This is a genomic window from Candidatus Hakubella thermalkaliphila (assembly GCF_013281975.1).
Lineage (GTDB): Bacteria > Actinomycetota > Humimicrobiia > Hakubellales > Hakubellaceae > Hakubella > Hakubella thermalkaliphila.
Genome location: NZ_BLRZ01000007.1, coordinates 1 through 23,893, shown reverse-complemented (window position 1 = coordinate 23,893; position 23,893 = coordinate 1). Strand labels below are relative to the sequence as shown.

Sequence of the window (23,893 nt, the reverse complement as noted above, 5' to 3'; positions counted from 1 at the left end):
TCTACCGGGCCACGGGGGCCCTGGTTCCGTAATGAAGAGACATCTTAATTCTGTCCAGAAAACCCTGAAGCCCGTCCTGGACCCTGACCAGAGATTTGAAATCAAGTCTAAGAAGAGGGTGCTGGGGGTCATCTTCTTTGATATGAAAGCCATTTCGGAGAAAGAAGCCTACCAAATCAGAAGGTTTGGCTGGAAAAGGCCCACCTGTTGGTATAGTCTCTATGGCTTTGGCTTTACTCTTATAGAGATCCTTCAAAATAGACCTGAGCAGGAGGGTCCCAAACCCCCGGCCCCGAAAGCCCTCTGCTACAAAGAGACAGGAGAGAAAGATAGCGTCCGGACCGACCAGGCCCCCTACTCCATAGGATGAAAGGCGCGGAAAGAGAGGGGGCCTGCCAAATTGGGCGTAAGCAATTCCTTGATTGCCATAGTAAAATAGCTTTCCACCAGCTTCTCCTCTGGCCAATCCCCAGGAGTACCATTTTTCTTTCTGGATCCTTTCCTCCTCCCGAGGTACATAATCTATGCTATCGCTGTGCATCTCCCAATGGGCACATTCTCGGCATGGCAAAGGGATGTCTTTCAGTCTCTCCAGGGTAATATCCAGAAGTCTCCTCTCAACCAACCCTTGCCTCCCTTGGGCAATTTTCCCGACCAACTTAATTGAGTAACCATGGCGCCGCTGCAAAAAACAGATTTTTGATCAATTTACCACCTGATTTAGCTTCGGAAAAAGGTGCTAAAGATTCGCTTTTCGACTTTTTTGCAGGAACGCCAAGTATCCTAAGGCAAATATTTTAAGAAATGCCCTATTTTCAAAGACTGGGGATGATTCTAAAGAAAACCTTCGGTCTTTCCGCCTTCACTCCGCCGGGCGGACGTCCTCCACAAAGACCCGCACTTTCTCCACTTCTACGGAGGCCGTGCTCTCCACAAATTTTCTGACTTCCTGCTGCACCTGGCTGGCTATCTGAGGAATGGAGCTTTTGTATTCGACCTCTAAATGGACGTCGATACTGACCTTTCCGGATTCTTCAAATCTCACGTGAACGCCCTTAGAGGGAGCTTCTTTACCCAGAAGACCAATCAAGTCGCCCACTACGCTGCCATGCATTTTGTAAACACCAGGAACTCTCTGGACAGCACCGGCAGCCAGGGTGGCAATGACATCCTCCTCAACTTCAATCTTATCCCTCTTATCACTTTTCAGGTTTTGCTTCTCTTTTGGTGTGGCCAAGGAGACCTCCGCTTTTAATTGTCTCCTATATTAGCATATTTTCAGTCCTACCGCCTGACTCCTGAGGGACTACTCGCCCTCTGACCATAGCCATTTTTACACTCAGCTCCTGGTCGCAAATGATAATATCGGCATCTTTACCTACTTCCAGACTGCCCTTGTGCCCTTCTTCTCCTATGGCTCGGGCCGGATTAAAAGTGGCCATCTGAATTATCTGAGGAAGTTCCAGATCCAGCCATCTGATCAGCTTCTTTACTCCATTGCCCACACTCATGGCACTGCCAGCAATGCCTCCATCCTTGAATCGGGAAGCTCCCTTTTGAACGATTATTGTTCTTCCTCCCAGCTGATACTCTCCGTCGGGAGCACCCATGCCCATGATGGCATCGCTAACCACAACTACCTTTTCATAGCCTTTACACTTTATTAGGATTTTGAGGGAGGCTGGATGAACGTGGACTCCATCAGCAATCACTTCTGCAGTAATGGAATCCAGGGCCAGAACAGCTCCGACAGCACCAGGCTCCCGGTGATGAAACTCGCTCATAGCCTTGAAGGTGTGAGCGGCATGGCGCAATCCAGCTTCTGTGGCTGATAGTGTCTCTTCATAACTAGCATCGGAATGGGCTATGACCGGAACTACGCCTTCTCTATCCAGAAACCTGATTAAACCCAGAGCCCCTTCTATTTCTGGGGCGAGAGATAATATCTTGACTTTGCCGCCAGAGGCGTAGATGTATTGCTTGACCTCCTCTATAGAAGGGAGCCGTATGAACTCCTGGGGCTGAGCTCCAGCCCTTTTGGAGTTGAGGTATGGCCCTTCCAGATGCACTCCCAGGATCTCCGCTCCTTCGGTGCCTCTCCCCATAGCTTTTCTGACTGACTGTGTAGCCGTCAAAAGGTCTTCCTGGGATGTGGTTATGGTAGTTGACAGAAAACTGGTGACCCCCTCTTTCACAAGTACTTTTGATATCTGGTTCAGAGCTGAGAAGGAGCTTTCCATGACATCGTGTCCGCCTCCACCGTGGATATGGAGGTCAATGAAACCGGGTAATACATACAAGCCTCTGGCGTCGATCTCTTCCGCGGCCTGGGTTATCTCCCTTGGCTGGCCTACCCCTACCTGAGCTATCCTTCCCATTTTTATGATTAGAAAGCCTTCCTCTATCTTCTCAAAAGGAGTAATGAGTGTTCCATTCTTGATAATAATTGCTCTTCCTGCTTCACTTTTTTCCAAAATAGGCCTCCTCTTCTCCGTTGGCAGTCAAGACCAGAAAAGTATATTTTAGCACTCTATTTTAAACATTAGGGGTTTGTACTGCACAAGGCTCAATACTCACTGTAGCACAAGAGCCACTGAAAGAGTTAGACAAGAAGCAAGCAAAAGAAATTCTAATTGAAGCACCTGGACCATTGTTTGGGTGAGGTCTTGAGGTTCTTAGAAAAAGTAGCTATTATATCTATAAAGTAGCTAGTAAAGGAGATGCCCATTGAAAGTTATAACTGCGAAGCAGCTAAAAAACCGAACCGGAGAGGCCCTGAGATATGTGGCCAAAGGGGAAAAAGTCCTGGTAACCAGAAGAGGGAAACCTCTTGCTATTATGTCTCCGTCTGATCAGGAAAAGACCTTCCAAACCATGGAGTTGCGCCCCTTCAACCAGGCCTGGAGCGAGATCGAGGAGACTTTGAATAGAAGTGAGCCCTTTTTCAGAGACTGGAAGGAGGCAATTAATTGGTCAAGAAAGAGGAGGTAGTCTTCATCGACAGTAATATTTTCGTCATTGACCTTCGCTGAACTTCTCCATAGATAATGAAAAAATACCTGTTTCTGTTCCCCCTTCTGATTCTGATAAGTCTGTCCTTTCTCCTCCTCTATCGTTTCTCTGACCTTTCATCTTCGCTCAGCTCAAACGAGGACTTGTTAGGTAGACGCTTTTAGGATACCATCTAGTAAAAGACAAGAGATAAATATCCTTAAGAAACCAGGAAATCTAACAATATGGTGAAGAGAACAATGAAGACTTATATCTTTCGAGTGGAACTGGAACAAGACGAAGATGGCCGCTGGAATGCCTCAGTGCCTACTCTTCGAGGCTGTTATACCTGGGGAAATACGCAAGAGGAGGCACTATTGTACATTCAGGATGCAGTTAAGTGTTGTGTTGAGGATATGGTCGCTCAAGGAGAGCCCATAAATTTTTGATGACACTGCAATCCGTACATTAGTCTATTCCACCCAGTATGCCGTGGAAAGGAGCTCCAGAGGATGGATAGTCTGAATGCCGGTGCCTTGCTCAATCTGTAACTTGCAGGTAGGGCAGGTAGTAATGACCCGGTCAACTTCCGCCTTCTCTATCTCCCGAAAGAGCCTCTCTCCTATTTTCATGGAGATGTCGAAACTCTCGTGCTTGAACCCGAAGGTTCCCCCTATGCCGCAGCAGTTGTCCTGGATTTCCACTCTGGCCAGTCCTGGCACTAAATCCACAAGTCTGAGCCCTGCCTGTTGAGTTCCCTGGGCAATGGCGTGGCAGGAAGTCTTATGGGTTACTCTTAGGGGAACCTCCTTCAAATCCAGGGCCAGCTTTCCCTCATACCGTAGCATCAAAAGATATTCGCAGATTTCGAAACTTCTTCCTGCTACTACTCTTGCCTCTTCCGTTGGCAAAAAGTGGGGGTACTCTCTTTTTAGCGCCAGGGCGCAGGAGTCACAAGCTGTGACTATCTGGTATCCTTCCCTCACTGCCTGACTCAGTACCTTCAGATTGAACCCGGCATTTTTGTGGAAGTCCTGGGTTCTCCCATAGGCCAGTTGGGGCAGGCTGCAGCATTTCTGTTCGGGCACAATAACTTCTATTCCATTTTGTTCCAGGATCTTCACCAGAGTCTGGGCTAGCTGAGGATCACATCGGTCAGCAAAGCAGCCTACAAAGTAGGCTACCTTTAGGTCCTTAGAGGGAAGGGGGGCGGCTGGCTGGGTGTTTGCTATCCCCACAAATGGTTTCTTTGCCCAAGGTGGGGCCTTATCGTGGTCTTCTCTCTCACGGCTGGGTTGTGTTGCTCCCGCGGATGGCCTTTCTACTCCTTGGCCCGTCACTTCCCGTGGCTGCGCAGCCTGAGAAGATTCCTCTGTTGTAGATGAGATCTGGATTCTGCCAGAAGAGGCTGGAGCTATTTCTTGGCTGCGACGGGAAAACCACTGGCGAAAGGTCTGACGTTCAAACTCAGGGAAATCCCTCCGCCGATCAATACCCACAGTTTTCTCTAGAAAGGCTCTAGCTAGAGGAAATCGTAGCCATATATTAGAAACCGGATCGGTGCGGCTCCCCATCCTGGTCATGAGATCGGCCTGGCTAAGGAGAAAGTTTATGAGCCTTCCCCTCTCCTCTCGGTTAAACCTCTCCTTCATCTCCTCCACCGCCCGAGGGACATCTATGTTCATGGGACAAACATCAGGACAGAGCTGGCAGTAAAAGCAGTAGAAGAGAGGATCGTAGGTGAGGAGCTGAGGGAAACGAGTGAGTTGGACAAAAGTCTCCGTGCCCCAGCTGGTAGGCGCAGCCAAGGGGCATATGGTCATGCAATTGTTACACTTAATACATTTCTCTGTTTGTGGAATGATTGCCCTGGCCAAAGCTACTTTTCTCGCCATGACGGAACGGCTTCCCTCCATTCCCCATCCAGGGTAAAGGAATGGTTAGGCAGCGGTAGATGGGGCCTATCTGTTTCTCCCCATTTCATTTGAGCGTGCCTCACTAGCCCCATCATGGCTGGTTGGCCATCCCCTTCCCATCCCACCGGACGTTCGATTTTCCCGAGTACAGGGTCGGACAGCTTTCATCGCAGACATTCATCTGGCTTCCGCCTTTTGCAAGTAGCCGCTACCAATATAGATAAGACTTAATTGATGCCTCTGACTTTGGCTATAAGTGCAGCCGACTTCCTAAAGCCAGGCCACTCAGATAAGAAAAGCCACTAATATCAGAAGCTCCGCGGAGTTCACATCCTCCCACCAGAGAACCTATGGCATAGAGATTGTTCAGAGAGGTGCGGAAGCTCTCGTCTACTTTAGCCCGGAGACGAGTGATGGGGTGGCTGCTGCTTTTCTCCACCCTGAATTCCACAGACCCGAGTATGGAAGTCTTCATTGTGGCCAGGTGACCTTTGTCTTTCTGCATCCCATTCTTTCTATCGCCAGTTCCCCTTATTGGCCCATCCTCCACATTTTTCGACATTCTGCCTTGGGCGAGACTCCTGGTAACTTCTGATGAACTGTCCCCAGCGAGATGAAAAGCTACCTCTGGCTCACCAATCACAGGAAGGCCGAAAATGGGTTCTTTGGCCCTAACCTCCTCCTTTTCCAGATCCAGGAAGGTTTCCAGACCTCCCGAGATCAGATTTCCCGTGGCCAGGACGTAGTAGTCAGCCTGGTAGGAGCAGGATAAAGTATAGACTGCTTCCACTAAGTTATCCATTGTCCTGGAACCCACGATCCTGGCATAACGGCCCGTATCCTGTGCTTCCAGGGATGCTCCGGCCTGAAGAGCAGCCTTTCTCAAAGAGTGAAGGAGACGCAAAGCCGGATAGGAGGGGTTAAGGGAGATGTATTCGAAGATCTCCTTATCTGTGCTCTCTTCCAGCTCCTCTATGTGCCTGTGAGTGAGGTCGGGATCAATGACAGGAAGAGGGGGAATTCCTACCACCTCTGCCCTCCGCAGTTCCTTAATCTGTTCCCAGAGACTTCTTCTCTGGTCATAGGGATAGCCCTCGACATCCAGGCTAACACCAAATCTTTGCTCGGCCACATACTTTAGAGAGTCAGCCAGATAATGGCTATGTAGTACCCCCACCCGTCTTCTTTTGAGATATTCCAGATCCCCTTTGAGCATGGTGCGTTGTACCAGATAACAAGGGTAGAAAAAGCCTCCTGCAGTAGGGATATACCTGTTCTGACCATTGTGGTTGCTCACCAGAATATCCACTACGGGAGGGATGCCGGCCAGGTCCACCAGACCAAAGGTATGGTATGGATGGTCTTTGGGCAGCTTTCTCATAGAGTTTATGACATCTTCAGAGCAAGAAGGGCAATTCAAAAAGGAAATATTGCCTGTAGAAAGAGAACTATAGCCATAACCGCTGGATACTATTTTGACCTGATGCTCCCGGACTAATTTTATGGCAGCCATCAGGCCACTTATTCCCGATCCAATGATTAAGATATCTGACATCCTGGCAGAGACTCCCATCTTTGGTACATAGTGTAATGAAAATAGTCTCCGATAAAAACCATCATATCCATGAGAGGACCTCTACGGACGACCTCCCTGTACTCATCCAGTCTCTTTCTTTACATTAGTAAAATGGCTATCCCGCCCGGCCAGGTATTCTCCCAGTTCGAAGGAAAAAGTTAAGTTTTATGGAAATTGATAAGAACCCTCCGCTCACTCCCGAACCACAAAAAGAAGAAGGCTTTTCAGGGTCTTATTCACCAAAATTGACCAGAAAATAATGACGCATAACCAGGAGCTGCCGGAGCTGATGTCCCCAGGCTACATAGGTACAGCCCTTCCATCTTCTGTCCAGAAAATCCCGGGCCTGAGCGTGGATATCCTTGATGTCCCATCCTCTTTCCAGGAGAACGGGTAGAAGCTTATCTACACATTCGGTTCCCTGACCCAGACCCATGCCCAGTCGGGTCCTTCTTCTGATGTCCTCGATGTTCCTGGCCCAGAGGCGGTCAATGGCAAATTCCACCTCAGCCCGGGTCACAAACTCACAACTACAGAGAATCTCCTCTCGCCCGGGAGAGCAAAAGATCTCTTCAGCCAGAGACCCCCACCTTTGGATAGTCCTTCTGGCTACCTGCTCTGATAGATAAGGATACTTTTTCTCTATGGTGTCTTCTGGGCTGGCGGGGCTCAGAATATTGCCAGGGTCCACACCTGTATGAAGATAATTGTTAACTTTTGAATACCCACCATTGAACTTTTTCCAGTAGAGGGCTTTGGAGCAGTGCTGGCTTTTTAAGCCTTCTCCGCTGAGCTTCCTCCAGGGGAGAAGGTGTTCGGCTCCGGGCAGACATTGTCGATGAGTAGTGCAATCGGCGCTGATCCCCAGTCTTTTACAGATAAGATCAGCAGCCACCTGGGCCATCAGGCGGTAAGTGGAAGCTTTCCCTCCGGCCACCGTTACCAGATTAGCTGGGCTTTTGTGCTCCACTACGGCAAAGGTACGGCTGACCTGGCGTCCCCTCTCTTCTCCAGCAGGAAGAAGGGGTCTGGCTGAAGCAAAAGATCTCAGAAATCTTGCTTCCCGTAAGGAAGGGGCCAGAAGGCAACCCTCCCTTATTATCTTGAAGGTCTCTTCCCTGGTGGGGCGGGCCAGATCTGGATCGTCTACATCTATGGAGGTAGTTCCCAGAATGGACACCGCATTGTGGGAAAGAATGAGATCTCCGTCGGATGGATAGCGGAGATGGCCGATGGCCGAACTATTAAAGATCCTCCTTTCTGTAACTACTAGAGTTCCTTTACTGGGCCGAAGAGGTAGCTCCTCTCCAGCCATATTGGCAACGATTCCAGCCCAGGGACCGGCAGTATTAACTACTACGTCTGCTTTTATCTCATATTGCTCGCCGGAGAGAGTGTCTCTCACCTTCACGGCCCGGATGAGGCCATCGGTAATCCTGAATCCCTCCACTTCAGTATAGGTTCTCACCTCTGCCCCTCTAAGAGAGGCATCGTAGCCATTGAGAACACAAAGGCGGAACATATCTATAGCTTTATCCTGAATACGATAGGAGCGTTTGATCCGAGAAGTGAGGTAGGGCTCTTTCTCTAAGAGTTTTTGAGGGGCTACTTCGACAATTCTTACTCCTGTCCTGCGGCAGGCGGAAATAAACTCATCTCGGTAGAGGGGATCATCCTCTTCAGTGAGGACATAGTAGCCACCAAAGTCCTCCACAATGTGTCGGGCGATGCGGGAGATGATGGGGTTCTCCTAAGCACATTCTGTGGCAGAAGGGGGATCTGCTACTACATAGCGGGCTCCGCTGTGGAGGATACCGTGGTTCTTGCCCGTGGTTCCTGAGGCCAGATCCTCTCTCTCCACCAGGATCGTATCCACACCCCGGAGGGCCAGGTCTCGAGCCAGACCAGTTCCTGTGGCTCCTCCGCCAATGACCAGGACTGTGTATTTGTTACTGTCATTCACGGCGAATTTCCTTCGGGACCTGGCTACAAAGAACCTCTGTCATTATTCTTCCATTATCTAATCCTGACATTATCCCTTTTGTTCTACCAACTTCAGATTTTGGGAGAAGCCTAGATTGTCCAGGATCCATTTGATCTTGGGGCCAGAGAAATAGGTAGCAATGACCAGGCCGGTCTTATTTCGGATCATCTCTTCCAGGCCCTGATCTAGAAGCTCCTGACAGATCTCTCTGGTTCTGGTACATTGCCAGACGATGGCATTGCCTATGGGCTGACCAGTGGCCTTTTCCCATATGACAGCAGTTTCTCTCTGGTTGGTTACCCCTACGGCGGAAATCTCCCTGGGATCCACATGCCCTTTCTCCAGCGCATCCCCGATCACTTCCTGGGTCCCAACCCATATCTCCAGCGGATCATGTTCCACCCAGCCTGCCTGAGGATAGATCTGACGGTGTTCCCGGTAAGCCGAACTCACCACCTGGCCCGAATGGTTAAAGATCATAAATCTGGTTCCGGTAGTACCCTGGTCTATGGCTGCAACATACTTTTTTTCCATTTATTAGCTTCCTCCATAAAAACCTAAAAGGAAAGGTAGCCTCTCATCAGATCAGGATTTATTTCTCCCTGGTGAGCCCCTCTTTCCACCGGGCCATTCCGTCTTCTCTGAACTATTTCAGAATGTCCTGAAAGCTCTGAAATGGTATAAAGGGGATTCCGTTCTCTTCACAGTAGTCTTTCAGACGGCCTTTAGCGAATACGATGTCGGCTGAGTGAGCCACACAGAAATCGGAGCCGCCATCACCAATCAATATAGCCAGGTCTCCTTCGCCCCTTAGCTTTTCCAGGATGGCCTCCTTACAGGTCCCACATAGACCGCATTCCTCGTCCTGATAAGGAAAGCTCATGACCATCCTGTCTTCTTGGAAACTTACGCTGTTAGTATAGACGGGTATTTCCGTCAGACCATGTTTACGTAAAACTCTCTCGACGTAGCGGTCCAGCCCATCGCTGACAATATAGAGTTCCAGGCCCTCATCCCGGCAGAACTGGTAAAACTCGGGGAAATAGGGGTCAATCTCCACTTCGTCGACGGCCTGATCAAACTGCTCAGGGGTAATCCTGACCAGAGCGCTACCCATCTCATAGGCCTCGGGGGTACCTATCCGTCCTGCCTCCCAGAGCTCATTAATTTCCCAGAATTTGTCGCCCAGGTATTTCAGATAAATGTAATCAGTCACATCGCCCTTTGTGATAGTATTGTCAAAGTCACAAATTATAATGGTACGTGAATTCCGTTTTTCCTTGTCCATAAAAGCTGGTCCTTTCTGGTCAGGTTTTTCGGCTACAAGCTAATTCTCGCTCGGGGAGGCGCACCCTGAACAACGAAAATGGAAACCTATTTTCTACGTAACCTAAATCTTAGCGGATACTCTCCTCCTTAACAACTGGTGGCCCCTCAACGGTTTCTCCCTTCTCTCTGCAGATGAGAATGTCTACAGATGGAGAGGGCAAAAGCAGACCAGCCAAAATAGAATCTTTCCCTCATGTTATACTAATCAGGGATTGTGGAGGTTCAAAGAAGCAGATAGGCACGGAGCGTTGCCCGGGCTATAATCTAGAGGAAAACAAAGCCCGTCTACACAGAAGAGGTGCCACAGCAGACACATGATTACTATTGACCAATTCCAAAAAAAATATCCCTTTTCCTTCGATGACTTTCAGATCCAGGCTATGGAGCATATCGATCGAGGCTGCTCGATTATCGTGTCTGCCCCCACTGGCTCGGGAAAGACGGTGATCGCCGAATATGCCATCGAGAAAGCCCTGGAGAAACAGGGCAGGATAATCTATACCACCCCCTTAAAGGCCCTCTCTAACCAGAAATTTAGGGATTTCAAAGAGAGATTTGGCCCGGATAGGGTGGGGCTGATCACTGGAGATATCACCATTAATCGCGATGCCCAGATCGTCATCATGACTACGGAGATCTTTCGAAATATTCTCTACCAGGATATAGGCTCTATTGGTGATGTGAGTTATGCCGTTCTGGATGAGATCCACTATATCTGTGATGAAGAGAGAGGAACGGTCTGGGAGGAGGTCATCATAAGCTGCCCTGGGGAGATCCCCCTGCTCTGTCTGTCTGCCTCCATCGGAGAGATCGAGAGATTTGGTCGCTGGGTATCTCAGCTCAAGGGTACCGATATGGAAGTAATCCTCCATTACGAGAGAGTAGTCCCTCTAATCCACTATTACTACTGGGAAAGCGAACTTTATACTCTGATTACTCCTGAGGGAGTGGAAAGAGCAACTTTAAAGAGTCTCAAGCGAAAAATCAACGCTTTTCTTTCTTCCGTCCGGCCCGCTCAGCTCTATCACAAATACGCTGGGGAGAGATGGGTAGCCACCCTGGAAAGTTCTATTGTCTCCGAGCTCCGCGATCGGGACATGCTTCCTGCCATCTACTTTAAGTTCAGCCGCAAGGGGTGTGATCTGGCCGCTTTCCGGCTGAGCAACCAGCTCTCTCTTCCCCCTTCCGACTTCCCCAATCCCAATAAGAGAAGAGCAGATAAGAGGATCAAAGGAAGGGGAAGAAAATGGACCACCGGTTCTGTCTCGCTCATCACCGATGAAGAACAAAAAAGCATCGAGGTCTTTACTGATTACTTTGCCGCTGGCCTTACCAGCGAGGAACTGAAATTAGATCAGACTAAAAATATCCTCTCCTGGGCTAAGAAGGGAATCGGAGTCCATCATGCTGGCTTAATTCCAGCTCTTAAAGAGTGCGTAGAAAGGCTCTTCAATCAGGGACTTCTCAAAATCGTCTTTGCTACTGAGACTCTGGCTTTGGGCATTAATATGCCTGCCCGTACTACTGTTATCAGCTCCTTCGCCAAGTATACTTCTACCGGCCAGCACCGGCCTCTCACGGCCACCGAATACATCCAGGTCACTGGCCGGGCCGGCCGTCGAGGAATAGACGAGATCGGTCATGCCTTAATTCCTTTTGAGATCTGGACACCCCTGGCTCAGGTAGTGGAAATAGCCACCGGTGAGCCGGAACCCATAACTTCCAATTTCCGATTTTCCTATAACACCATTCTTAATCTTATCCACAATCACGGCTACCAGAATACTCTTCCCTATCTCAAAAAGAGCTTCGCCTACTTCTTAGCCAGACAACACCACCTGAACCTGGCATACTTCGACCTCGCCTTCTACGGTATTGTGGCCATCTTGGAAGAGTTCGGGTATTTAGAGAACAAGAGCTTAACCGAGAAGGGCTTTTCGCTACGCCAGCTTCACGGTAACAACGAGCTCCTTTTGGCCGAAATAGTTGAGGCCGGCCTCCTGGATGAGCTTTCTCCTGGAGAGATAGGGGCCATAGTTTCAGCCCTGGTTTATGATAGCGATAAGAGAGACGGGCTGGAGCAACAGCTCCCAGCAAGGTTGCGTCACAGGGTGAGACTAGAGATCGAGAGAATATTCAGAGCCATCCAGCGGCGGGAAAGGAGAATCGGGCCTATTACTGCAGGACCTAACTTCCGTAGTGCCGGATCCATTTATCTCTGGAGTCAAGGGCTGGATTTTGGCGACCTGTGCGAGTTGAGCTCTCTGGATGAAGGAGATATTATTAGAAACATACGCCAGACCGTGGAGATGATGAGAGAGATGCTGAAGTATCTGAAACCTGAAGATCCCCTGGTGGAAAAGGTGAAAGAGGGCATAGAGATACTGTATCGGGATCTGGTGGTGGTCAGGATTTAGACTTGCTTAACCCTACAGCGATACTTAAGAATCTTGGTTCAATATGTAGGGCAATTTCTTTAATTGAACCACAACATATTGTATGTATTCAGGTAAATGACGTTGTAGGGTTAATCTTATTATGCGCCTCACCGGTCTGGTAGAAAAGTCCTCCCCGAATAATAGGCACAAAATTTTGGCGGCAGATTGCATTGTTCATTAAGCTATAGCTATCACAGACGGGATTAGTAATTTTGGTTCTTCCAACTCTCTTAGCTTGCTTTCAAGCTTCTTGATGAGGGCCGAGCGCGCTCTACTTCGGCGACCTTTCGACGCCCGGGTATTTCCAGGGCTATGCCAAGTTTCCGTACTTCTTCGATAAGAAACCCGAGAGCATCGATCTTCCCCTCTATTGTTTTCCCTCTCCCCTTCTGCTATTATTTCACTCAATCGAATAAAGTAAGTGTGCTCTTCGGGGCAGGGTGAAATTCCCGATCGGCGGTTACAGTCCGCGAGCCTTCAGGCAGACCTGGTTAGATACCAGGACCGACAGTAAGAGTCTGGATGGGAGAAGAGTTTCATGAGATGTGAGCCATGGAATCTTCTCCATGGCTTATTTTTTGGCAATTTATCGTGCTGGGGTTGCACCCTCGAGGTGAAAATGGGGGATCCATTTTCCAGGCAATTTCCCATGAGGCAAACATCTCCCACAGACCTGAAAATATTGGCTATTTTCTAGCTAGTTCACATTGAAAAATAACATGTTAAATGGGCAACGGTGGGCACCAGCTTTGAGAGAGACGCAAACAATGTTCTCCGACTTTGATATCAAAATGATGAAAAAAGCCATCCGCCTGGCTGAGAAGGCCAGAGGAAGAACCAGTCCCAACCCTCTGGTGGGAGCTATTCTGGTCTCAGGAAGTGAAATTATCGGCCAAGGATATCACAGGAAAGCAGGGGAGGATCACGCCGAGGTGGTTGCCATCAAGGATGCGGAAAAACGAGGGTATCAGGTGGCTGGTTCAACCATGTACGTGACCCTGGAACCCTGCCCCATCCAGGGCCAAACGCCTCCCTGCACCGACCTTCTCATCCAAAAGGAAATAGGCCGGGTTATCATTGGCCTGACCGACCCCAATCCAAGAGTCAACGGAAGAGGGGCTGAGACTCTCCGAAAAGCAGGGATTGAAGTTGCTGCTGGTCTTTTGGAAGAAGAGGCAAGACGGCAAAATGAGATCTTCGTCAAGCACATTACTAAAAGGATGCCCTTCGTGGCCATCAAAATAGCCATGAGCCTGGACGGAAAGGTGGCCACCAGAACCTACGACTCCAGGTGGATAAGCTCGGCCGAGTCCAGAAAGATGGTCCATCAGCTTCGCAACCAATACGATTGCGTTCTTACGGGAATAGGCACCGTTCTCCGTGACGATCCTCTGCTGAACTGCCGGCTGGACACCAGAGATAGAAGAGATCCTGTCCGCGCCATCCTGGACTCTGGTCTCAAAATTCCGCTGGATTCCCGGATAGTTCAGTCTGCCGGCCAAATTAGAACTATCATCTTCACGGCTATGGATGCAGATGAGAAGAAAAAAGATGTTCTGAAGAGAAAGGGTGTGGACGTTGTAGAGGTCGAACCCGATGAATATGGGCTGAGCCTCGGCCATATTCTAAAGAACCTCTATGAAAAGGGAATCACCTCCATTCTGGTGGAGGCCGGGCCGAGGGTGGTCACTTCTCTGTTGAGACAGAACCTTTTTGATAAACTGCTATTCTTTGTGGCCCCTTTGATCATCGGAAACCATGGTTCTCGTCCCTTGGTGGAGGACCTGGACATATGTCTGATACGAGAGGCCAAAGGGCTCCTTCTCAACCGGGTGAGACGGGTGGGAGCTGATATCTTTATTGAGGCTTATCCAGAATCAAAGGAATCCAGTAGAGTCCGTGGTGAGCTTCCCGATTTGAGGGAAACTTATCCGGAACCAGAAGAACAGAGGAGTTAAGCAGAGAGGAATCATTAAGTGTTTACCGGAATCATCGAAGAAGTGGGCAGCATAGGTATAGTAGAGCGAAGCTCAAATTCTATCTCTATCCAGATCAGGTGCCAGAAGATACTGGAAGGTATGGTGGTAGGAGATTCCGTTTGTGTCAGCGGGGTGTGCCTGACGGTCAAATCCATAGATGGGAAATCGTTCTGGGCAGACGCAACTCCAGAGACTTTGCAGAGGACTTCCATTGCGGACATGGCTTTCGGGGCCAGGGTTAATCTGGAACGAGCCCTGACTCTCTCCTCTCGATTGGGAGGACATCTGGTTACTGGCCATGTGGACGGAGTGGGTCGGCTTGTCTCCGTAACCCAGGTGGGGAACTCCAAGATGATCCGCATAGAGTTCAATGCCGAACTGCGCCCTTTCCTTGCCCCCAAAGGTTCGGTAGCCCTGGAGGGGATCAGTCTTACTGTGGTCTCAGTAGTGAACAACTGTTTTGAGGTCTCCATAATTCCCTTCACCGAGAACACTACCAACCTGAGGTACAAAAAGGTGGGAGACAAACTCAATATAGAGACCGATATCATAGCTAAATACATCAAGGAGCTTATCTCCTCAGACCAACGGGATCGAGAGAGCCGCCTCTTGGACCTTTTAAGAAACAAGGGCTTTCTGGGAGGTTAAAATGCCGTTTTGTTCTATAGAAAGGGCTATCCAACATATAAAAGAGGGTCAATTTCTTATCGTCGTGGATGACGAAGGCCGGGAAAATGAGGGAGACTTCATTATGGCCGCAGAGAAAGTCACGCCAGAGACCATCAACTTCCTGACCAAGCAGGCCCGGGGTCTGATCTGCATGCCCTGTGAGGCCAAAAGACTGGATGAGCTCAAGATACCCCCTATGGTGACTAACAATACCTCCACCCACAAGACCAATTTCGCCGTCTCCATTGGAGCCAAGGGCAAAATAAGTACGGGCATCTCGGCTTACGATCGGGCCACTACCATTCTCACTGTGATCGACCCCAACACCAAACCAGAAGACATAAGTATGCCCGGCCATATTTTCCCTTTGAGAGCAACGGAGGGGGGTGTTCTCAAGAGGGCTGGCCATACCGAAGCCGCTGTTGATCTGGCCCGCCTGGCGGGTCTTTTCCCAGCCGGCGTGGTCTGCGAGATAATGAATGAGGATGGGACCATGGCCCGCCTTCCTCAGCTAGAGGAGATATCCCAGAAATTTGGCCTTGACATCATCACCATCGCCTCTCTTATTGAATATCGCTGGAAGACGGAAAAGCATGTCTATCGGGTTGCTGAAGTGAGGATGCCTACCAGGTATGGAGTTTTCAAGGGCATTGCTTATAAGAATACGCTGGATGATAATACCCACATAGCCCTGCTCAAAGGCCAGGTAGCAGGTACAGAAAATGTCCTGGTCAGAGTGCACTCCCAGTGTCTCACCGGAGAGGTCTTCGGTTCCCTGAGATGCGATTGCGGACCTCAGTTGGCCGAGGCCTTTCGTATGATCGAAGAGGAGGGCCAGGGAGTTCTTCTTTATCTTCGACAGGAGGGAAGAGGCATCGGTCTTTGCAATAAACTCAAGGCCTATGAGCTTCAGGACAGCGGTATCGACACTGTGGAGGCCAACGAGGCCCTGGGCTTTCCTCCTGACCTGAGAGACTACGGTATTGGCGCCCAGATCCTGGCCGATCTGGGTCTCTCTACTATTCGGCTGATGACCAACAATCCCCGAAAGATCGTTGGATTTGAAGGATACAGACTGAAAGTGGTAGAACGGGTGCCCCTGATCACCAATCCCAACCCGGAAAATATCAACTATCTGAAGACCAAAAAAGAGAAACTTGCCCATCTTCTGGAAGGTATCGAGGAGGAGGAAGTCAGTAATCTAACCAAAGCCCATAGTAAGACAGCCCAAGAAGGCAGTTGAAATTATTCAGGTAATTATTGCGTCTTAAGTAGACAAGGAGGCCAGTGGTGAAACTGTACGAAGGCAATTTAGCGGCTCGAGGATTGAGATTTGGCATCGTGGTGGCAAGATTTAATGAATTCATTAGTAATAGGCTTCTGGATGGAGCTCTTGATGCTCTCAAGAGACACGGGTGTGCTGAGGCCGACATAGAGATCTCCTACGTTCCCGGCTCCTTTGAAATACCCCTTGTCTCCAAGGTTATGGCCCAGAGCGGCAAATACGATGCGGTTATCTGCCTGGGAGCAGTAATCCGGGGAGGGACTCCTCATTTCGAGTATGTGGCCAGCGAAGTAGCTAAGGGAGTAGCCACTGTGGGACTGGAGACAGGAGTCCCCACCATATTCGGAGTTTTGACTACCGATTCTATCGAACAAGCTATAGAGAGAGCTGGGACTAAAGAAGGCAACAAGGGCTACGATGCGGCCATGGCCGCCATAGAGATGGCCAACCTGTTGCGGGAGGTGAAAGGAAACACATAGTAATCTGTCATGGTGCGGCGATCGCCTACGAAAATATTCGGTTCGTTTTCGAGGTAATTTCTCATTACCAATCTCATCGCCCACGAACGATGATACTCTCACCCTTGCGCTCATCCAGGGCTGCAGTCTCATGTTGGCATTAATTTCGTAACTGGTTTATCATTTGGGAACCACGCCCTCGAATCATGAAAATGAGGATCTATTGTTTGTCTAAGTAGAGATCAACAATCTGCGAAAAGGGAACGCAGCAAGTGAGTAAATTAGTAGTGGCCATAACTGGTGCCAGCGGAGCTATCTACGGAAAGAGACTAGCTGAAGAACTCCTGAGTAGAGGTAAGAAGCTGATTCTCCTCATTTCCAAAAACGGCTGGCTGATCCTCCAGCAGGAGATGAATTTCCTTGTCCAGGGTGACGAAGATATGGTCAGCGGTAAGCTTCGAGCATGGTTCGGATTAGATGAGGAGGATGACCGTGTAGTTTACTACCACTACGATAACTTATTAGCCCCCCTCGCCAGCGGCTCCAGCAGAGCATCAGGTATGATTATCTGTCCATGCAGCATGGCTACTGTTGCTGCCATCGCCCATGGGTTCTCCTCAAACCTCATCACTCGTACGGCCGATGTCATGTTAAAAGAAAATAAGCCTCTCATTCTCGTGCCGCGCGAGACCCCCCTTAATGAGATTCATCTCCAAAACCTGCTCACTTTAAAGAGATGTGGGGCCCAGGTAGTGCCGGCCATGCCCGCCTTCTATCATAAACCGCAGACAGTAGAAGACATAGTCGATTTCATGGTGGGGAAAATCCTGGACCTGCTGGGCGCCGAACATAAACTGTTCAAAAGATGGGAAGGCTATCATCCAGACTAGTACATCCTCATCGATTCCTTTCGCCTCTCCACTCAGCCCAACAGAGCGGCTCGCTATATCTATGGGGTAGTTTCTTCCCTTTGTCCAGATTGGGTGTCCTCTTTCTGCTCCACCTGCTGAGGAGAAGAGCTCTGCCCAGGGAAACGGTAGTGGCCCACTACCCTCCATTTCCTGAGAACATCTTCCTCTGCCGTGTAGCCCGGGTCGGGAAAGTTATGGATGACCATGGGTAGGCCTTCCTTGTTGGCTTTATCGCTGAGAATGCCGGCGTGATCTACTTCACCATCTCCATTGACATCCCAGAACACAATATCCCCAGGCGCCCATTGGTTCAGGTTTTCCGGATCTTTGAGATCGATGTAGGTGGTTAAAACCTGAGCATGGCGGTTAAAGAAGACCATCAGGTTTTCGGCCCGCCGATAGTCAATATTCGGGTCAGGAGCTAACTGATTCCATCTATCCAAAGGATAAGCTTCCAGATCGGCCCTCATGTCCGCATCTACCATCTTTTGAATATCGAAACCAGCATTTTTAAGAGCTCTGGCGATCAGATCCGTAGCAACCCCCCGATCTGGAGGAGGATCTCCGCCCGAAAAATAGTTGGTCTTGTCCTCCATGTCCAGAATATTCCTGGTCCGGTTACGGACCTCCATCCTGGCCCCTTCCAGAATATCCTGCTGATCGTTTATGCCATCATTGTCCATATCAGAAGTTATATCCAGATAGTCGGTGCTCAGAACCTTTATTCTGGGCAATAGATGAACCAGGGGGGTGGCCTGGGATCTGGGCGGGGATAATTTGAAGTTGGTTTGATAGGATGCCACCGCCAGGACTAGAAGGAGTAACAGTATAATATTGACTACCAGCCTGCGGCTTAGTTGGAACATCTTATTTCTCTAGACTATCTCCCTGGCAGTAAAATTGGGCTTCTCACCGTGTCGGCAGACCTGGTCATTAACTATTTTCGAGAGGTGAAGATAGAAAAAACTAACCATAAACCTAGCAGTGCCGCCGGGACTAAGATCAAGAAAGTCAGGGGCATAACCCCTGGGGGAAGAAGTCTTCCCTGAGCAATGATCAAGGATGAACCGAGAACGAAACTGGCGATCAGGATACTGAGAGATAGTTGATCTATTACCCTTCTCAGTGTGTTCATAAAGCCACCCATACCCAAATGATCAAGGCTTACCTTCAGCTTCCCTTCTCCTACCTGTTTCAAGGTGTCACTAATCTGTTGCGGCAGTGTCCGCAGTAGTTTGTTTAACTGTCTCAGATCTTCCAGCAGTTCGGGGGCCCACCGGAGAGGATTTGCCTTCTCGCTGACCAACTGGGAGGCGAAGGGGCGACCCACTTCTATCAAATTGAATCCAGGGTCGAGCATGGTACACACACCCTCCAGAGTCACCAGGGTTTTCAGAAGCAAACCCAATTCAGTAGGTATAATAACTCTGTGTTTGTAGACTACCCCGAAGAGATCGTTTAAGGCTTCCGCTACTCTCACCTGACGTACGCTAATATCGTGATAACGCATCATGAGCATATCTATATCGTAGGTTAATAATCTTTTGTCCGTCTCCTCGGTCACAATTCCTACATCGATTAACCTGTCCACCAGTTCCGAAACATCCTTGTTAATTAAGGCCACAAACAACTGACTCACCTGAGCTCTGGTCTCATCGGTTATCCTGCCTACCGTGCCAAAATCCATCACACCTATAACGTCCTCGGAGACTACCAGGAAATTGCCGGGATGAGGGTCAGCATGAAAGAATCCATCTTCGAATATCATCTTAAAATACATCTCGGCCCCGATCCTGGCTATGGTGGGCCGGTCATATCCCACTTCATCCAGATCCTGGAGGTCAGAGAGCCTGATGCCATGAATCCTCTCCATAGTCAGCACCCCCCTGGTAGTATAGTCCCAATGTACCAGCGGGATGAGGGCATGATCATTGTCCTTGAAGTTTTTCTGAAATATTTCTATATTTCTACCCTCGACGATATAGTCGATCTCGTTGAGAAGGATCCTTTGAAACTCCAGGGCTACGTTCACCAGCCTGTACTTCCTGGCCCACTCGGTATGCTCCTCCAGGAATTTGGCCTGAGTGACCAGAATATCCAGATCTATCTCTATGAGCCTATCCGCCTCCGGCTTCTTTACCTTGACCACTACCTGGTCCCCATTCCTGGTCACAGCAGCATGTACCTGGCCTATAGAGGCTGAGGCTACCGGTTTCTCCTCGAATTCTTTAAATAGATCCTCCAGAGCTCTGCCCAGCTCCCTTTCCACCTGCTCTCTGATGGCCGAAAAATGTATGGGACTGACCTCATCTTGAAGTTTTTCCAGCTCGAATATCAGGGGTCGAGGCAGGAGATCGGGGCGGGTGCTAAGAATCTGCCCCAGTTTGATAAAGGTGGGACCTAACTTCTCCAAAGTGAGCCTTATCCTCTCTTCCAGGGAGAGTTCCTTTGCCGCTCTGGCTCGGGAAGTAAGAAGCCTCAGGGGGACAGACAACAGACGCGATACACCAAATAGATTAACTAAAGATGTCAGCCCTTCTTCCAGGAAGACCCGGACGATCTCCTGATAGCGCTGAATGTGCTTGATTCTGCCTGGCGGAAACAACAGGTTCACGGCATCTCCATCTGTCTGTCCTCAGAAATCTTCTCCAGTATAGCTGTGAGGGATGATAATTCTGTCGAGAGTGAGCTTGGGATACTGAAAGTAAAAATATATAAATAGATCGGCGACTCGGACATGCCGATATTTGGAGCCACCGATCTCAATATCAGAAATGAAGCTTCAGAAGGATGCGGTTCTTATCGCCTTTAGGTCGGCCTCAAGTTTGGCCACTCTGGCTTCGATGTTATCTACCTTTTTCTCCAGCTCTTCTTGTTTTGTGGCAGAGGCCACATTCATAACTCTTGAAGTCTTGAAGATCACTTCTTTGACGGCCCTGGCGATAAACTTCCTCTCCTCCTCCCCCTTTTTGGCCAGATCTTCAACCAGCTTCTTCCCTTCAGCCCGGGAAGCCTCTCCGTGTTTGATCAGATCCCCAACAAACTCCTTGATGTTCTCCCTGGCGTAGCCAAACACTCCGAGGCCGGCCAAAAAAGCTTTCTCTGCCAAGGATTCGGCCATTTGCGCTCACCTCTCCCTTTTAAATCTCGATTCCATTTGGACTCTTTGTTTCATAAGCAAATTGGATTGATTTTTATGTTATCACAAAGAGTGAGTGGGGGGAAGGTAAAAAGAGTCAGAAACTCCAGGCACTTCCGCTCAACAATGCAGCTTTGGTCGTTGAAGAGAGCATTGAAGTCGTTCCAAAAAGTGCCAGTCTTCATTGTTGAAGTAGCCGCTCTACGGGCACGAGAAGGGACCAGGCGGAGTCTTAGCCACCGGCCACAGGCGGGAAAACAGCCATCTCATCTCCGTCCTTAAGGAGATAGTCCATCTCCACGCGTCTGCCGTTCACCATCACCACGCGGGCTATCTGCAGAGGAAGTTGCTCCCTCACCAGGATATCCTGAACAGTAAGGCCCTCCTCAGGGGAAATTTTCAGTTCCCGACGCCTGGATTTGGATATGTTAGGCAGATAAGCGTACAGCTTAACTTCAATCATATTAGATTCAGTCACTCTCTTTTTTGGGAAAATACTGTCTATACAGGAGCCCCATGTCCAAAGGAAATAGCCCCAGGCGGTCCCCCGCCCCTATCCTGCGCTTAAGCCCGGAATATTCTGCGTTCAGAAAAATGTGGCTGAGCTCCTGGGGTTCGATGCCCATACGCCGTACTATATCCAGGATTGTCTCACCATCTTTTACCGAGATCAGCGCTACAGATTCACCAGCCGCATCTCTGTCCGGAGCGAAGCGCCGCAACTGACCATAGAGATGAACCTCTATCAGGCTCTGCTCTTCTGACATGGCCATCATATGTAGAGAAGTCCCATATTTCTGGGGAATATCCCCAGGCGGTCGCCCTCTTTAACTCTCAGGGTGAGGGCACAAGCTGAATAGCGCCCGTTTAGAAAGGTGTTACTGATGTCTTCCAGCTCGATGCCGATGCGTCTGACTACATCCTCCCCTGTATCACCATCCTGAACGGGCACCAGAAGAATGGACTCGCTGGCCACTCTCCTATCCTCAGCATAACGGCGCAGCTCACCGTACAGCCGAACCTCAAGCATAACAGGTCTCTCGACTCCTTTTCCAGGACACTTTCCCAGCTCCCGGGACCTCTCTTAGAAAGCGTACACCTGATCCAGTATCTCCTCGGATACGTCGAAGGTGGTGTTATGGGGCGGCAGAGACTCGTACTTCATGAACTCTGGCAGACGGTCGTGAGCCGGAGTGAAGCCCGCCGCCTGGTTAAACTGCCTCTCCTTCCTGATGATCTCCTGACCGATTCTGGTAACATCGTCCATGGTCCAACTGGTGCCCTGTACGCCATTGACGGTCTCCACCATTCCCTCAAAGCCCTCCGCTATGTCCAGAATAGCAAAGGCGATGAAGAGACAGTAGCCTGAGCTATCAATGACGGCCGTGGCCGACTGGAAGTTGCGCGAGAGCTCGGCCTTCTCCACAGCAAAGGGATCAGCCTTGCCGCCTACCGCCAGAATCTCCGGAGCAATAGTGTAGCCGGAGGTGTGGTCAGCCCCCATGTTGCTGGTGGCATAAGTCACCCCGATACCCTTGACTGCCCTCGGCTCATAAGCAGGTATCGCCTGCCCCTTGACGGTGGGACAGCGCACCACACCGAACACCTTAGCTGTGGCTGCCGCGCCGTTGCCCAGGATGTGGCCCAAAGGCGTCCCCTTGCTGATCTCGTGCATCAGCTCGATGGCCTTCTTTCCATCGCCGAACCCCGCCAGCCCGGCCTCCATGGCCACGCCGATGGTCACCCCGGCCTCGATAGTGTCCACGCCGTAGTCGTTGCAGAGGCGGATCAGCTCCCCGGTGACGTCCAGGTCGTCAATGCCGCAGTCGGCCCCGAAGGCCCAGACCGACTCATACTCCTGGACGGAGACCAGCTCGGTGCCATCCGGCTTGGGGTAGACGTTGGAGCACTGGATGATGCAGCCAGGGGAGCAGCCGTGTCCAGTCTTGCCTACTCCACCCCGCTTCTTACAGGCCTCGTGGATGGCCTCGCCGGAGATCTTGGCCGCGCCCTCGAAACGCCCAGAGCTGAAGTTGCGAGTGGGCAGGCCCCCCGCCTCGTTCATGATGTTGATCAGCACCGCCGTGCCATAGGTGTTCAACGCCCCGCCGGGCTTGGTGACGTCGTGGGTCCTCAGGGCCTCCACCAGCTTCTTGCGGCCGGTGTCGAAGACCTCTTTGTTGACGATGGGAACGCCGGGAGCGCCCTCGTCGTCGATGACGATGGCTTTCAGGCCCTTGGAACCCATCACCGCTCCCATCCCCCCACGGCCAGCGTAGCGGCTGGGACGGTTCTCGGGGTCGTTGACGCAGATGCCAGCATTGGCCATCAGCCTCTCTCCGGCCACGCCGATGCCGATGATGCCCACCTTCTCCCCAAACTCTGCAAAGAGGAGAGGGTAGGTCTCGTACAGCCCTTTGGCCAGCCACTTATCGGCCGCTGGCAGGAGTTCCGCCCCGTCCTTATCCACCTTGAGGAGCCAGAACTTGCCCTTCTCCCTGGGCTGTCCCTCCACCACGATGGTGATCCCCAGGCGGGCCAGCTTCTGGCCAGCCATGCCACCGGAGTTGGTCTCCTTGATGGTGCCTGTGAGGGGGGACTTGCCGCCTATGGAGATGCGGCCCGAGGTGGGGGCGGCGGTGCCGGTGACGACGCCCGTGGCGACGATGACCTTATTGTTGGGCCCCAGGGGATGGCAGGTGGGCGGCACCTCATCGCAGGTAATGGCTGAGGTTAATCCACGTCCGCCCAGGTAACGATACTTCTGGGGCACATCCTCGAAACTGCAAGTCAGGTCGGACATATTCACTCGCAAAATCTTGTTCATGCTTAAGCCTCCTCGTGTATGATGTTCAGAGGCTGTCTAAAAACTCCAATTTCAAAAAGTCATCCCCCACTTCGCCCCTAAAAAGGAGCTAATTTCGCATAAAACTTCCCACATTGACCTCAAAATCAGATCTCATGTAGGAGTAATTCCCCACCTTGGGCAAAATGCCCTTAGTTTTTGGACACCCTCTTCACTTGTGAAACCATGGTCATACTAATTCCTTGGTTCGACACAGATCCTCCTCACGATGTCCTTATCTTGTTCCCCGGCCACCACCTCCTCCGCTCTGCCTCCAAGCCAGGTATCCCTGGGCTACCGTGCTCGAGGCCAGAACCATTTCTCCCTTGAAAATAACCCAATTTTCATGCGACGTGGTGCGCCGCGGTGCATG

The 23,893-nt window shown here is 50.4% G+C and carries 22 protein-coding genes, 1 pseudogene and 1 riboswitch; of the genes and pseudogenes, 8 read left to right on the top strand and 15 right to left on the bottom strand.

What is annotated here, in order from left to right:
- Window position 1: 1 nt before the first annotated feature.
- The 3 genes from HW443_RS01480 to nagA all read right to left on the bottom strand — a co-directional run bounded on the left by HW443_RS01480 (window position 2) and on the right by nagA (window position 2,474).
- Window positions 2–625 (bottom strand): GNAT family N-acetyltransferase, encoded by a 624-nt coding sequence (locus HW443_RS01480; RefSeq protein WP_176231150.1) that lies wholly within the window; start codon window positions 623–625, stop codon window positions 2–4.
- Window positions 626–862: 237 nt separating this feature from the next.
- Window positions 863–1,237, bottom strand: a complete 375-nt coding sequence (locus HW443_RS01475) for an Asp23/Gls24 family envelope stress response protein (protein ID WP_176231149.1) — start codon at window positions 1,235–1,237, stop codon at window positions 863–865.
- Window positions 1,238–1,262: 25 nt separating this feature from the next.
- Window positions 1,263–2,474 (bottom strand): N-acetylglucosamine-6-phosphate deacetylase, encoded by a 1,212-nt coding sequence (nagA, locus tag HW443_RS01470; RefSeq protein ID WP_176231148.1) that lies wholly within the window; start codon window positions 2,472–2,474, stop codon window positions 1,263–1,265.
- A 253-nt stretch (window positions 2,475–2,727) separates the two neighbouring features.
- Here nagA and HW443_RS01465 point away from each other — a divergent pair, with 253 nt between their 5' ends.
- Window positions 2,728–2,991 (top strand): type II toxin-antitoxin system Phd/YefM family antitoxin, encoded by a 264-nt coding sequence (locus HW443_RS01465; protein ID WP_176231147.1) that lies wholly within the window; start codon window positions 2,728–2,730, stop codon window positions 2,989–2,991.
- A gap of 245 nt (window positions 2,992–3,236) precedes the next feature.
- Window positions 3,237–3,440 carry a type II toxin-antitoxin system HicB family antitoxin gene (locus tag HW443_RS01460; protein WP_246273213.1) on the top strand — a complete coding sequence of 68 codons (204 nt, stop codon included), beginning with the start codon at window positions 3,237–3,239 and terminating at the stop codon, window positions 3,438–3,440.
- 24 nt (window positions 3,441–3,464) lie between these two features.
- On the opposite strand, the gene HW443_RS01455 is transcribed toward HW443_RS01460, so the two are convergent.
- From HW443_RS01455 to HW443_RS01430, 5 genes and pseudogenes are all read right to left on the bottom strand, one after another.
- Window positions 3,465–4,886 (bottom strand): heterodisulfide reductase-related iron-sulfur binding cluster, encoded by a 1,422-nt coding sequence (locus HW443_RS01455; RefSeq protein WP_176231146.1) that lies wholly within the window; start codon window positions 4,884–4,886, stop codon window positions 3,465–3,467.
- A 271-nt stretch (window positions 4,887–5,157) separates the two neighbouring features.
- Window positions 5,158–6,462, bottom strand: coding sequence for an FAD-binding protein (locus HW443_RS01450; protein WP_176231145.1), 1,305 nt, complete (start codon window positions 6,460–6,462; stop codon window positions 5,158–5,160).
- 253 nt (window positions 6,463–6,715) lie between these two features.
- A pseudogene (locus HW443_RS13755) lies at window positions 6,716–8,446 on the bottom strand (FAD-dependent oxidoreductase).
- A 69-nt stretch (window positions 8,447–8,515) separates the two neighbouring features.
- Window positions 8,516–9,001: an FGGY family carbohydrate kinase gene (locus HW443_RS01435; protein WP_176231142.1), complete on the bottom strand. Its 486-nt coding sequence runs from the start codon at window positions 8,999–9,001 to the stop codon at window positions 8,516–8,518.
- Window positions 9,002–9,113: 112 nt separating this feature from the next.
- Window positions 9,114–9,755 carry an MtnX-like HAD-IB family phosphatase gene (locus HW443_RS01430; RefSeq protein ID WP_176231141.1) on the bottom strand — a complete coding sequence of 214 codons (642 nt, stop codon included), beginning with the start codon at window positions 9,753–9,755 and terminating at the stop codon, window positions 9,114–9,116.
- 355 nt (window positions 9,756–10,110) lie between these two features.
- Between HW443_RS01430 and HW443_RS01425 the strand changes: the two genes are divergently transcribed.
- The 6 genes from HW443_RS01425 (at window position 10,111) to HW443_RS01400 (ending at window position 17,515) form a co-directional block, all read left to right on the top strand.
- On the top strand, window positions 10,111–12,213 hold the full coding sequence (locus HW443_RS01425; protein ID WP_176231140.1) for a DEAD/DEAH box helicase: 2,103 nt from the start codon (window positions 10,111–10,113) through the stop codon (window positions 12,211–12,213).
- A 443-nt stretch (window positions 12,214–12,656) separates the two neighbouring features.
- A riboswitch (FMN riboswitch) is annotated at window positions 12,657–12,772 on the top strand.
- Between the two features lie 229 nt (window positions 12,773–13,001).
- On the top strand, window positions 13,002–14,192 hold the full coding sequence (gene ribD / locus HW443_RS01420) for a bifunctional diaminohydroxyphosphoribosylaminopyrimidine deaminase/5-amino-6-(5-phosphoribosylamino)uracil reductase RibD (protein ID WP_176236898.1): 1,191 nt from the start codon (window positions 13,002–13,004) through the stop codon (window positions 14,190–14,192).
- Between the two features lie 18 nt (window positions 14,193–14,210).
- The gene (locus tag HW443_RS01415; RefSeq protein ID WP_176231641.1) at window positions 14,211–14,861 is read left to right on the top strand and encodes a riboflavin synthase; all 651 of its coding nucleotides are present in this window, start codon (window positions 14,211–14,213) and stop codon (window positions 14,859–14,861) included.
- Between the two features lies 1 nt (window position 14,862).
- Window positions 14,863–16,125, top strand: coding sequence for a bifunctional 3,4-dihydroxy-2-butanone-4-phosphate synthase/GTP cyclohydrolase II (locus tag HW443_RS01410; RefSeq protein WP_176231640.1), 1,263 nt, complete (start codon window positions 14,863–14,865; stop codon window positions 16,123–16,125).
- Window positions 16,126–16,172: 47 nt separating this feature from the next.
- Entirely contained in the window at window positions 16,173–16,646 is a 474-nt protein-coding gene (gene ribH / locus HW443_RS01405) for a 6,7-dimethyl-8-ribityllumazine synthase (protein WP_176229921.1), read from the top strand.
- A 251-nt stretch (window positions 16,647–16,897) separates the two neighbouring features.
- Window positions 16,898–17,515 (top strand): UbiX family flavin prenyltransferase, encoded by a 618-nt coding sequence (locus HW443_RS01400; protein ID WP_176231639.1) that lies wholly within the window; start codon window positions 16,898–16,900, stop codon window positions 17,513–17,515.
- A gap of 59 nt (window positions 17,516–17,574) precedes the next feature.
- On the opposite strand, the gene HW443_RS01395 is transcribed toward HW443_RS01400, so the two are convergent.
- From HW443_RS01395 to HW443_RS01365, 7 genes are all read right to left on the bottom strand, one after another.
- Complete coding sequence (locus tag HW443_RS01395) at window positions 17,575–18,402, bottom strand: DUF1287 domain-containing protein (protein WP_176231638.1); 828 nt, start codon at window positions 18,400–18,402, stop codon at window positions 17,575–17,577.
- Between the two features lie 71 nt (window positions 18,403–18,473).
- A complete protein-coding gene (locus tag HW443_RS01390; RefSeq protein WP_176236157.1) occupies window positions 18,474–20,150 on the bottom strand; it encodes an ABC1 kinase family protein in 1,677 nt (558 codons plus the stop codon).
- A 168-nt stretch (window positions 20,151–20,318) separates the two neighbouring features.
- The gene (locus HW443_RS01385; protein ID WP_176230440.1) at window positions 20,319–20,657 is read right to left on the bottom strand and encodes a phasin family protein; all 339 of its coding nucleotides are present in this window, start codon (window positions 20,655–20,657) and stop codon (window positions 20,319–20,321) included.
- Window positions 20,658–20,907: 250 nt separating this feature from the next.
- On the bottom strand, window positions 20,908–21,138 hold the full coding sequence (locus tag HW443_RS01380; RefSeq protein WP_176236965.1) for a MoaD/ThiS family protein: 231 nt from the start codon (window positions 21,136–21,138) through the stop codon (window positions 20,908–20,910).
- Between the two features lie 7 nt (window positions 21,139–21,145).
- Window positions 21,146–21,451: a ubiquitin family protein gene (locus tag HW443_RS01375; RefSeq protein ID WP_219853531.1), complete on the bottom strand. Its 306-nt coding sequence runs from the start codon at window positions 21,449–21,451 to the stop codon at window positions 21,146–21,148.
- The gene (locus HW443_RS01370) at window positions 21,448–21,705 is read right to left on the bottom strand and encodes a hypothetical protein (RefSeq protein ID WP_176236170.1); all 258 of its coding nucleotides are present in this window, start codon (window positions 21,703–21,705) and stop codon (window positions 21,448–21,450) included. The genes HW443_RS01375 and HW443_RS01370 overlap by 4 nt, the downstream gene beginning before the upstream one ends.
- Before the next feature lie 54 nt (window positions 21,706–21,759).
- Window positions 21,760–23,502 (bottom strand): aldehyde ferredoxin oxidoreductase family protein, encoded by a 1,743-nt coding sequence (locus HW443_RS01365; RefSeq protein WP_176236967.1) that lies wholly within the window; start codon window positions 23,500–23,502, stop codon window positions 21,760–21,762.
- Window positions 23,503–23,893 lie beyond the last annotated feature (391 nt).